Consider the following 12037-nt stretch of genomic DNA (forward strand, 5'->3'; position numbering starts at 1 on the left):
CACTTGGATTAGGGGAGACCGATAATGCACGATATTAATCCCACAGTTAACTTCAGCGCCACCGGGATGGCAGCCGAGATTTCCTCAGAGGATATGCGATCGCTTTTATATAAGATTGAGGCAGAATTGCACAACAGCGAAGTTTACCAGATTGCTATGCAAAGCCTCCAAAAGATGTTAGGGGAAGCCGCCACTAAAGCTGAAATAGTCATCAAAGCAGTTGGTAGAGAGGCGATCCAGCTTTCTGTTAAACAGTTAATCAGACAGCAGAGAATGATGTTAGTCAGCGCCGATCAAACCGTCATTATCCCACCGCCGCAGCCTTCCGTCCATTCTCCAACACCTCAGCCCACATCTGAAACCTCCTCATCCCCGTCAAAAGTAGAAGTATCTGCCAAAAAACCCAAACCTCCAACAGATAATTCTCCCGTATCCTCACCAGAGGATCACGATAAATCCCATAGCCAATTAAAAACCCGTCAAAAAGATCCCACCCCCAAACCCAAGACCACCACAGCCAAGAAGAAAAAACCCAAAAAACTCACCCCCGCACAACAGGCCGAAAAATCCCAAAAAAGGCGGGAAGTTTGTCTGTGTCAAATCGGCAAAAAATTACAAAAAACTCGCGCCGAGCATGGCATCACCTTACAGCAAGTTCATCATTATACTCTCATCCCAGTTAAAGTTATACAAGCGATCGAAAAAGGTCAAATCGATCGCCTACCCGAAGATATCTATTTGAGAGGGTTTATATGTCGTTTAGGCAATGCTCTCGGACTTAACGGCAGTGCTTTAGCCGGATTCCTACCCACTCCCAGTCCTGACCCGACCCTAGTTCGTTCGTGGTCAAAAATTGAATTAGACTCTAGGTTTTATCTGAATTCTGTTCACCTATATCTGGGTTATACCGCCATTTTAGCAGCTTCCCTGGGTGGCATTGCTTGGATAGCGGATCAACCTCTCCCAGAAACTGAATTACCCCCAGATCTACCTGAGATTAAACCCGATAGTAAATCTGAATCCGAAGCCAAATCAGCCGTACCAGGTTTAAAAAACCATCAGCAAGGTATTGTTTTAGGAGCAGATATCGCCCCACCAGAAAGAATCTCCCCAGAATTAATCCCACAGGAATTAATCAGCATGGAGTTAAGCAACTTTATTCATAACCCCTAACGGTTGTAATAAGAGTTACTTTTACGCAAATATTTATATTGCTCAGGGTCTTTAGATCCCTTAGTCACGGGATGAGTAGCTGTGGTGGCAGTTTTGTGTTCCTCCTCATCCCCTACCAAGGGAGTCGAATTTCTCAACAAATCCCGCTGAACAGCAGCCAAAGCCTGACGCACTGCTATTTTTACCTGCTCATAACAGTCCTCAGTCCCCCGCCGCTTTTGATGTAGCCATCCTTCTCTACTGCAAGCATACAGAGGTGGTAAACGGTTTAAAGCATAGGTTTCTACCTCCACCCGTTTAATATATTGAGTTAGCCGAGGAGACATCGAAACTAACTGTCGTCGGACTTCCTCAGACACTAGATCTTCCATAACATTATGGTATTTCCTGGATTTAATAGTTGCCATAATCTCAATCCCCCAAGATTTACAAAAACCCGGATTAGCCATAACTCCACCGGGCTTAATATTTGTTACCTAAGCAAAACACCCTATCAAATACTTTCACAGTTGTCTCTTATTCACTATTACAGTAAACGTCTCGCACCAATACTTTCATTTTAACACTAAATCTGTTAAGTCTTCTAGGGTTTGCAGTTCACTATCCCCCGCCAAATAGCCAATACCTCGGTGTAAATGTAGCCGAAATTGTTGTTCGAGGGTTTCCGGCGAAGTTCCTAAGCCATCCTCATAACAGCGTTGTTTGAGAGCAGTTGTTAAAATATTAGACATCTCACCCGCAAACACTCGCCAGGTTAGTTCCACATTACTATAATTAGCGATCGGCACCGGAGAAGGGGGACTCGACTCCCCAAGGGAACGACAGAAACCCCAGCGACATAAAATATTCCATTGGTCAATTTTAGTGATTCGTTTCAGTTTAATCAATTGGTCCTTAGCTGTTTCCGATAAGCGAAAACGCTCAACTGGTGATTCCATAATCTCAGTAACTCTCTAACAGTTTCTGTTAAAAGTTATACATCATTTCTGATACAGCCTACAGTATTACTACCAAATAAGTTCGCCTTTTCAAGTTTAGCATTCCTTAAATCAGCCCCACTTAAATTAGCATGACGAATTAAAGTAAAACTCAAATCAGCACCAGTAAATTTAACATTACTTAAATCAGCACGAGTCAAATCAGCACCCTTTAAATTACTCTGACTTAGATTAGCACCCCGCAAACAAGCACTTCGTAAACGACTTTTACTGAGGTCAACTCTTATTAACTCAGCATCCCGTAAATCGCTGCGGTTAAAATTAACTCGTCTCAGCTTCGCTTCATTAAAATTACCTTCTGTAATATTAGCTTGATAAAAGTTGGCTCTGTATAAATTAGCACCCTTTAAATTAGCACCCTGTAAGTCCGCACCTCTAAGATCTGCACCTTCTAAATGTGCCCCTTCTAAATTACCCCCTCGCAGGTTCGCATTGCGTAAATTAACCCCCCGTAGATTAGCATGAGCTAAATTAGCCTGGTTTAACTTAGCTGATTCTAAATTGGCATTACTTAGATCTGCACCCTTTAGGTCACAGCCTTCTAAACTGGCTGCCATTAAATTAGCTTCAATTAAACAAGCCGATCGCAAATTCGCTCGTTGTAACTTAGCAGTTGTTAGACTCGCATAACTCAGATTAACCTCTTCCATATCTGCACGTCTTAGGTCTGCTTTTACCAGACTCGCCTCTTGCAGATTCGCTCCCTTCAGATTAGCAACAGCTAATTTAGAACCGTTAAGAATAGCATGGCTTAGGTTGGCTTTCGCTAAATTTACCAGTCGCAAATCTAGTTGAATTAAACTCATTCCCTCGAGGTTTTTTTCTCGCATATCCGCACCTGTTAAATCCATCTTTTTCAGGTTAACTCCTTTTAAGTTGGTCTGGCGCAGGTCTAGTCCTTGGGACTGAGAAAATAGCCGAGATGTTTCTAGCTCAGTGGCTGATGGTAAGATGCCATCCTCAGATTTAATTGAGACTAAATTATACTGAATATTTTCGGTGAATAAAGTAGAGACTAAGTTAAAAACCTCTAAAAACTGGATGACAATTTTACATTGCTGTTCATCGGAATTTTGATAATAACTAATAATCCTAGAAATGCACAAATCCAGATGCTCTCGACTGTTCGGAGAAATTAAAACTACTTTCATTAAAATAATTGCTAATGTCAAATGAGTGGCGTGCTTCATTGACAAAGTGAAATTAGGGGAAGGATTACCATTACTCCTCATGGTCAAAAATTCCAGGGTCTGATTACAAACTCTCTGGATCATATTGGCATTCATCCGACGATCGCTCCATTGGTTGCCTAAATCATTTAGCATTTTATCTAGGCGGGAACTAATCACATTGAAGGGATGTTTGGAGTCAACATTCACCATTAAATAATCATAAAACTTATGTTTAAAGTCTCCGTATTTTAAGGGCTCTACTTGTTCTAAAAAATGGTCAGCTTTGACTTTGCTTTGGGAGACACTTTGAGTAGAAATAGCCTTTTTAATTAGAGTAATAACTTCCGCACCAAGATGGGTAGGATTTTTTAAATCCTTATGGGGATAACTGGCAGACTCAGAACGGGATAAATACATAGCTAATTCAAACTTGTATTTGTCCCGGAGTTGTTGTGATAAATTTCTCGCTACTTCTCGATGTTCCCAAGAGTTGTCAGGATTAGCATATTGAGAAACTAATAAATAGGTTTTATAGCGATCGCTCCAATTCTGATTAATTGTTACCTGTGTGACCGCCTTAATATCTTGATAATCAGAACTATTTAAAAATTTAATTAACCAATTATGTAAACAAATATGCTCTTCATCATCACCCCCAAAATCCTGCTGTCTAACTTCATTCAGCTTGGCAATTAGTTTTTGTACACACTCAGAATATCTCCCCACATACCAGTTATTGATTAAAATATAACAAGTGCGCTTGATTAATTCTTGAAATTTTTGCTGTTGATTTTTAGCAATCAGGTATTTCAAACTTTCTTTAATTTCCCGGTCAACCGGGCTAGAAAATTTCAGAAATATTGCTTCAAACTTAGCCAAAACTTCATCGGGTTTTTCCTGTTTTACCCTCTCGATAAAATACTGATAAATTTTCTCCTGTACTCTCTCAGTGTCCGACTGATTATGATAGAATGACGAGGATTTTTCCCCCTGGTCATAAGTTCCACTAGGTTTGTCAAAACTTGCCATTGATAGCCCCCTTTAATTGCCCTACATTTACCATAATTGACCGAAATCAACCCGCAAATATCTACCGTTTTTGATTAAGCGTGTTCAGTCTAATTTAAGCTGTAAAGTCACTGTCAAAATTTGATCAAATTTGGGGATTTCCTCAGCCACAGCCAGCACTTACCTAGCAGTTATAGCATTGTCAAAGGGGTGAGACTGGCTGTGTCTATGGTATGGACAAAATGAACTAACTTGATGTTCCTCAACATTAAGCCTAAGAACGCAACCGACGAGCGATCGCTTCCAAATTAGGATCAGTGCGAGCTTCTTTCCAATAGCGGGGATTTAAGTTAATAGCCTGTTCCAGATGTTCAGTCGCCAAATCAACCTGACTATTTATGGCATAAGCCATAGCCAAATTATAGCAAGCATCAGCATAATCTGGTTGCACCTCTAAGGCGTGTTTAAAGCTATCTATTGCGATCGCATCCTGCTCCAATTTTAGCAAAGTATAACCCCGATAATTCCAGGCTTTGGCCAAACTCGGATCACAGTGAGTCGCCACATCAAAAGACTTAACCGCCTCCTCATAACGTTCTAACACATCCAAAGCCATACCCCGATTTAACCAAGCCACCCCATCATCTTGATGCACCTTCACCGCTCGATCAAAAGACTCAAATGCCTCCTCATGGCGCTGTAACTTTCCAAGAGCCACACCCCGATCAACCCAAGCCTGATGGTAATCTGGCTTCAATTCTAACGCTCGATCATAGCAAGCGATCGCCTCCTCTAACCGCCTCAAACGGCTTAAAGTCATACCCCTATTTAACCAAGCTCGATAATCACCAGGTTTCCGCGTCACCACCTGATTAAACATTTCTAAAGCCGTCTCAAACTCACCCTTAGCAAAATAGGAATTACCCTGATGCACATAATCTTCCGCCGTCATAAACAGCTCAGGATTTGCCGCCTTAATCTTAGCCAGATCCTCATTAACCCCTGCTAACTTCTGCAAAATTTCCGACAAAGCAGACTCAGCGATAAAAGTCGGCGAAATCTCAGCCAACTCCTGCAAAATTCGTTGTTTCTCAGTAGTCGCAGACTCTTGCAGCATCACCAATTGTGCCAAGATTTCATCCTTTTGATTTTCTGCTGCCGAATAAACCGTTCCCAACTGTTGAATAATCCGCTGTTTCTCCGATTCTGCATCAGACTGCATCACCGCCAACTGTTCAGACAATGTACTTTCAAACTTATCTAATTTCTGGAAAGTACCATCTTTGCGATCGCGAATTTCCGTTTTCAAACCATTTAACTGACTTCCCACATCAGTTTGCAATATTTCCAACTCTTGTAAAACCCGCTGTTTCTGATTTTGAATCCCCGTTTGCGCCTCCGTCACCTGAGCCACAAACTCACTTTCTAATTGTTTAAGAGACTGAAACTTATCCCGAATCCGATCTTGAATTTTCAACTGAGCGTCAGCAATTTGAGTCGCCAGAGTCTCCCCTAACCTCTCCAAATCTGATAAAGCCACTTCCACCTTCTTCTGAGCTGCCAATTCCGCTTCCTCACGAATATTTGACAGTTGAGGCGAAAAATCCTCCGCCATTTGGCTGATATTTTCTAACACCAAATCCCGTTGTTTTCTCACTTCCTGTTGTAACTGCGCCAACTGAGTAGCAAACTCCCGTTCCGCACCCTTTAACAGAGACAATACCGCTTGTTTTTGTTCATTAACATCATCTTGCACTCTCGAAATATCCCGCGTTGATACTTCCCCAAGCTGTTTCAAATTATCAACAATTAACCTTTGTTCCTGTTGCGTCTGCCCCTGCAATTGTGCTAATTCTGTAGAAAATTGACCAGCCGACTCCTGCAACTCCTCAAACCAGGCCTCTCGCCGATTTCCCAAATCATTATGAACCTGAGAAAATTCATTTTCCAGAGTATCCACCAACCTCTGTAAATCCTGTTGAGCCAACTCCCCCCGTTCATCCACCTGTTGCTTCAGCTCTCCCATACGAGCCGTTAATTCCCGTTGTAAATGTTCCCGGGTTTCCCGTAGTTCCTGAATCTGCTCCTCAAACTTTAGTAGCACCTGTTCCCTCGACTTCACGAACTCCGATTGCATAGCGCTCATTTCTTCTCGCCGAGTTCCCAGATCTTGCTCAAAACCCTCAGCTTGCTGATTCAATTGACCAGCTAACACCTCGGTATTTTTCATCAAAGTTTGTACCTGTTCATTCCCACTGGTGATTTTATTTTCCAAGTCCCCCAGTTCGTTTAGATGGGTTTCCACAATTCCAGTAACTTCATGAATTACCGATCGCCGTAAAATCCATAAAGCAGCGATCGCCGCCGCCAACAGCAAAGCCAACAACAACAGCAGCAGATTAAACAAAGCCATTGTCCGGCTAAAAATTTGGTTCGCTTCCGCCTGTACCGCCTCCTGTAGTCGCAGTTCATTCTGTAATCGTTCCACCTCCGCCGGACTGACCTCGACGGGGTTAGACTGACTACGGGCCACATCAACCGACAGCACAAAGGCTGAGATCATAATACTACTTACGGACATTAATGCTAAAACGGCTCGATTCTGGCGCTGCATTACAATTCCTTCCTTAAAATCAGAGTCAGTCGAGAACAGCCGGAACTGCCCTGCTTGTATATTTAATAATCATTCTAGTCTATCGCGATTTTGCCATAGCCTGGCTCATTCTGCCAGACATGGCTTGGGAAAATACCAGCCACATGGTATAGTGGCGATCGCGCGGTCAATTTTTGCTCCACCATGACACCATTATCCCAAATCCCATTGCACCAGCAGTCTCTGTCCCTTGACCATCAGACCCTCACTCAGGTTTTGGTTCAGACTCCAAACCTCTTGATTATTCAGGACTTGGATGGGGTTTGTATGGGATTGGTCAAAGATCCCCTTGATCGCCAGATTAGTTTAGATTATGTGCGCGCCGCTTCCCTGTTAGATGGTCATTTTTACGTTTTGACCAATGGAGAACATATCGGCACTCGTGGCGTAAATGGTATTATTGAACGAGCCGTTGGTGATCCGAACTTAGTAACCAAACAAGGGCTTTATCTTCCCGGTTTAGCCGGGGGCGGCGTGCAATGGCAAAATCGCCAAGGACAAGTATCTCATCCAGGCGTTACTGATGCTGAGTTGGAATTTTTGGCGATCGTTCCCCGTGAAATTCGCGCCCGATTAGAAAGATTTTGTCAGACACATCAGGATATTTTTGCCCCTGAAGATATAGAAAAATGTATTGATGCTTCCGTTTTGGATAATCAAGCATCACCAACCGCTAACTTAAACTCATTTTACGATCGCCTCCATAACCACCATCAAGTTTATGCCGACTTACAACAAGACATTCATCAGTTAATGATCGAGTTATTAGAAAAAGCCAAAGCCCAAGGCTTAGAAAACTCATTTTTTGTTCACTATGCCCCCAATTTAGGGCGAGATACACAGGGTAAAGAAATTCTACGTCCGGCAAAATTAGGAGACTCTGGTACTACGGATTTTCAGTTTATGATTAGGGGTGCAATTAAAGAAGCTGGGGTTTTAGCTTTGTTGAATCGTTACTATTTTCAACAAACCGGAAGTTATCCCCTCGGCGCAGATTTTAATGTCCGCCAGTGTCCCCAGGCGATCGCTGATCTATTAGAGTTAGTCAAAGCTAATTTTGATCCCCAACAAATGCCTTTAATAGTCGGCGTAGGTGATACCGTAAATAGCCAATCTCAAGAGCTAGATGGTCAATTAGAAATCCGTCGTGGTGGAAGCGATCGCAACTTTTTATTATTAATTCAGGAAATTGGCCAAGCATTCTATACCGGAAATATTATTATCTATGTAGATAGTTCCCAGGGAGAAGTGAAAAATCGCCAGCCTCTTAAATTAGGAACCAATGAGGATGGAATACTAGAAGTAGTTGCTGGACCCGGAGACCCCCTAGACACAGAAGATCCCCTCACCCTCAATGTCGCATTTCCTCAAGGACATCTCCAATATATTGACTTTTTCCAAAAAGTTGCCCAAGGTAGATGCAGTTCATAGAGCAGCCGCATCAACTGTTATCCTTTCCTGTTTCACCATCAAAACAGCCTTGAATTATATCAAATAATCATCGTCAACCCGGGTGAGCAAAACCAGTAGACCCCGATTATAAACCAAAATTATATATATATTATCTTCCCATAAGTCCAGAACCAGGATGATATTTGAATTGATCTATTTTGTTTGTCCTGAAACCTTGCCTTGTCCACCGAACCCTTACATTAGGGCTGACCCAGTTCAGGGATATGTATAGCAGCACATAGTCAAGTCTTCACTGAAAGACTAGACTCTGAGACCAAAACATACTACAATCCACATCGGTTCACCAGGATTGACTCAAACCAGAAAACTGGTTATAACTTCCAGTGAAATTCTGCGTTTGAGAAAAAAAATATGCCAAACTGCTAGGGTGTCATCTTAGCAATAGCTTTCTCGTATTCCAGTCAACCGAGTTTGCCAGTGCTGTTTGTGCATAGTCTAAGTTGTATCGTATCAACATAGCCAAGATAGCGTTGAATAAAGAATTAATCAAAATTGGGGGCGTAAACACCAGTGGGCTTTTTTAATCGCTTTTCCTTATCACGGGACATGGGCATCGACCTAGGAACCGCCAACACCCTCATTTATGTATCAGGAAAGGGAATAGTTCTGCAAAAACCATCCGTAGTTGCCATTAACGAAGACGACAAAACACCATTAGCCGTGGGAGAATCTGCCAAAAAAATGTTAGGCCGTACCCCTAAAAACGTCAGTGTTGTACGTCCTCTGCGTAATGGGGTGGTGGCAGATGTAGAAGCGACAGAACAGATGCTGAGAGTATTTATCCGGGAAGTTAATGACGGGAAAAAACACCTTTTTGCTCCTCGGATTGTAATTGCCGTTCCCAGTGGTGTGACTGGGCTAGAACGACGGGCCGTAATTGAAGCGGCCACCCAAGCCGGAGCCGGAGATGTCAAACTGCTAGATCAATCCATCGCCGCAGCTATTGGCGCTGGTCTTCCGGTGGTAGATCCCACAGGCAATATGATAGTTGATATTGGTGGCGGAACCACAGAAGTAGCTGTACTCAGCCTAGAAGGAAACGTGCTGAGTGAGTCCCTCCGAGTCGCCGGGGATGACCTAAACGAGGCGATCATCCAATATATGAAAAAAGTCCATAATTTAGTAATTGGGGATCAAACCGCTGAAGAGATTAAAATAAATCTAGGTTCAGCTTATCCTATTGATGGCGAAGAACAATCTATTATGGAAGTCAGGGGGATTCATTTACTCTCAGGATTACCTAGGACTGTCACCATTAAAGCCGCAGAAATCCGCGAGAGTATGCTAGAACCACTATCAGACATTATTACAGCCATTAAGCGCACCCTAGAGCTAACCCCCCCAGAACTAGCCGCCGATATTATTGATCGAGGGATTATGTTAACCGGGGGAGGAGCTCTGATGAGAGGCTTAGATGCTCTGATTAGTCACGAAACTGGTATTGTCACCCATGTGGCTACAGATCCCCTTTCCTGTGTAGTATTGGGAACTGGACGGGTTTTAGAGAATATGGAACAGTTTGAACGGGTATTTACACGACAATCACAAAATCCGTAGCTGTTTGGTTAAATAATTTGTGTAGGCTGCTGCGGAGGAATAGATGGGTACACGCACCTGGTGGAATCGATACGGTTCACAATTAGCACTGCTAAGTTTAGCAGTTTTCACAGCATTATGGGTAAGACAAACCCAAGGTGCTGCACTGTTTGAGGTTTATTATTGGATAACTCGCCCGTTTCAAATTCAATCTGAACAAAGATTGGAACAACAACAACAAGCTGAGTCCCTGAATCCTATTATCCAAGGACTTGAAGCTAGAGTTGAAGAATTGGAACAGCAAAACAAAAGGTTAGGAGAACTGGTAGACTATGTTTCCACTAGACCTAATTTTAAAGGTGTGGTGGCTCCGGTGATTGCCCGTAGTCCTGACCATTGGTGGCAACAGATAACTTTGGGGCGGGGAAGTCAAGCGGGTGTTAAAGAAAACGCCTTAGTGATAGGACCAGGTGGTTTAGTGGGACGCATTATTAGTGTCACCCCCAACACCAGTAAAGTTCTGCTGGTGACTGACCCTACCAGTCGCATTGGTGTGGCTGTCGCGCGTAGTCGTCAGATGGGTTATTTGCAGGGTCTCAATAACAATCAGGGAGTTATGGTATTTTTTAATACTGTTCCTGATGTTCAACCGGGAGATGTGGTGACAACTTCAGTATTTAGCCAAATCTTACCTCCGGGTTGGCCAGTGGGTAAGGTGGTATCTGTCGATATTAACAAAGCCACAGGACCAGAGGCAGCGATCGCATTTTTTGCTCCCCTTGATTCCTTAGAGTGGGTGGTGGTTTACCAAAATCAGCAATAGTCTTCAGCCTTGAATAACCCATCACTCCCAGAGTAGGCGCAAGTTCAGATGATTGGTGAACTCGTCCGTACAAATGATTTGGATAATCCAATTTTTAAGATTTAAATGTATATCACAAATGGTCAATTACTAAATGCTCTGATTAATGTGGGTTCTGCGATCGCCTGTATTTTATTGATGCTCGTCAGAGTCCCTGGTATTGATATGTTTGGCATTGGTCCTAATTGGCCGGTCATCTGGTTAGTAGCTTGGAGTCTCAGGCGATCGCTTCCCCAGGCTATTATTGCTGGTTTAGTCATGGGTTTCTTGAGTGATAGCATCAGCGCCCCACAGCCTAGCCATGCGGTTCCATTAGTCATTGCTGCCGTCATCACCTTCGTACTTTCTAAGTTGTTGCTCAAGAATATTCAAGAAGATTTTATCTCCGTGGCTATGATTGTATTTGGCATGGCGATCATCGTCGAGATGATCAGAGCCTTACAATTTAGCCAATGGGGCTTAGGAACCATTACAAATGATTTGGCAGACATTTGGAGCGATCGCCAAAAAATTGCCATCAGTTCAGCCATACTCAGTAGTTTATTGGCTCCTGTGGTCTACTTTCCCCTCAGTCGTTGGTGGAAATTCCACCAAAAATATCATCAAATCCCATCTCTGAGAAACCGTTAAACCTAATCCCCAATGCAGCAAGTCCTAACCGCCCAACTCAAACCAAACCCCTCTCGATCGCAATAAAAGCTATTTGGAGACAAGTTAGTTGGGCTGATCGCCGTAGGGGTCGATTCAGCAGTCGCATTTTGGGGAGCATGATTTAATCTCAAATTAGGTTAATATTTTAGGGCAATACGGTATAAGAAGCGAGAATAGTTGAGGATAAACCTATTGCCAGATATGTCAAACCCAAGGAAGCGGTCTAAATCCTTGGAGTCCATGAAAGAACACTCCGCAGATGGGACGAAAATGGCTCAATCGAGACCATCAGAACCCCCGCTGGGCAACGACGATACAACGTTGAGTCATATTCTGATGCGATCACGCCGTGACAAACGCAAAGTCGTTATCTATGCCAGAGTTAGTAGCCGCGCCCAGCAGTCCGACCTCAACCGACAGGTGGCCGCACTGTCCAACCTCTACCCCGAAGCAGAAGTCGTCTCCGAAATCGGAGGCGGGCTCAACTTCAAGGGAAAGAAAATGCTGACCT

Annotated in this window: 9 protein-coding genes and 1 pseudogene; 6 read left to right on the forward strand and 4 right to left on the reverse strand. The window is 43.3% G+C overall.

Going from position 1 to position 12037, the window contains the following annotated elements; translation table 11 throughout:
• Positions 1–24: 24 nt before the first annotated feature.
• Positions 25–1173, forward strand: a complete 1149-nt coding sequence (locus B9T16_RS08125) for a helix-turn-helix domain-containing protein (protein WP_410244502.1) — start codon at positions 25–27, stop codon at positions 1171–1173.
• On the opposite strand, the gene B9T16_RS08130 is transcribed toward B9T16_RS08125, so the two are convergent.
• From B9T16_RS08130 to B9T16_RS08145, 4 genes are all read right to left on the reverse strand, one after another.
• Positions 1170–1580 (reverse strand): late competence development ComFB family protein, encoded by a 411-nt coding sequence (locus B9T16_RS08130; protein WP_235181486.1) that lies wholly within the window; start codon positions 1578–1580, stop codon positions 1170–1172. The genes B9T16_RS08125 and B9T16_RS08130 overlap by 4 nt on opposite strands.
• A 147-nt stretch (positions 1581–1727) precedes the next feature.
• Complete coding sequence (gene dndE, locus B9T16_RS08135; protein ID WP_006619856.1) at positions 1728–2111, reverse strand: DNA sulfur modification protein DndE; 384 nt, start codon at positions 2109–2111, stop codon at positions 1728–1730.
• A gap of 35 nt (positions 2112–2146) precedes the next feature.
• Positions 2147–4372 carry a pentapeptide repeat-containing protein gene (locus B9T16_RS08140; protein WP_410244503.1) on the reverse strand — a complete coding sequence of 742 codons (2226 nt, stop codon included), beginning with the start codon at positions 4370–4372 and terminating at the stop codon, positions 2147–2149.
• 253 nt (positions 4373–4625) lie between these two features.
• Positions 4626–6965: a tetratricopeptide repeat protein gene (locus tag B9T16_RS08145; RefSeq protein WP_410244504.1), complete on the reverse strand. Its 2340-nt coding sequence runs from the start codon at positions 6963–6965 to the stop codon at positions 4626–4628.
• A 183-nt stretch (positions 6966–7148) separates the two neighbouring features.
• On the opposite strand from B9T16_RS08145, the gene stpA reads away from it, so the two are divergent.
• The 5 genes and pseudogenes from stpA to B9T16_RS08170 form a co-directional block, all read left to right on the forward strand.
• The gene (gene stpA, locus B9T16_RS08150) at positions 7149–8435 is read left to right on the forward strand and encodes a glucosylglycerol 3-phosphatase (protein ID WP_410244505.1); all 1287 of its coding nucleotides are present in this window, start codon (positions 7149–7151) and stop codon (positions 8433–8435) included.
• Positions 8436–9023: 588 nt separating this feature from the next.
• The gene (locus B9T16_RS08155; protein WP_035737285.1) at positions 9024–10034 is read left to right on the forward strand and encodes a rod shape-determining protein; all 1011 of its coding nucleotides are present in this window, start codon (positions 9024–9026) and stop codon (positions 10032–10034) included.
• A 43-nt stretch (positions 10035–10077) separates the two neighbouring features.
• Positions 10078–10836: a rod shape-determining protein MreC gene (gene mreC / locus B9T16_RS08160; RefSeq protein ID WP_410244506.1), complete on the forward strand. Its 759-nt coding sequence runs from the start codon at positions 10078–10080 to the stop codon at positions 10834–10836.
• A 105-nt stretch (positions 10837–10941) separates the two neighbouring features.
• Positions 10942–11505 carry a rod shape-determining protein MreD gene (mreD, locus tag B9T16_RS08165; RefSeq protein WP_006619862.1) on the forward strand — a complete coding sequence of 188 codons (564 nt, stop codon included), beginning with the start codon at positions 10942–10944 and terminating at the stop codon, positions 11503–11505.
• Between the two features lie 248 nt (positions 11506–11753).
• Positions 11754–12037, forward strand: a pseudogene (locus B9T16_RS08170) (MerR family DNA-binding transcriptional regulator); the annotation flags it as partial.

It is taken from the genome of Arthrospira sp. PCC 8006 (assembly GCF_046480465.1).
GTDB classification, from domain to species: Bacteria; Cyanobacteriota; Cyanobacteriia; order Cyanobacteriales; family Microcoleaceae; genus Limnospira; species Limnospira platensis.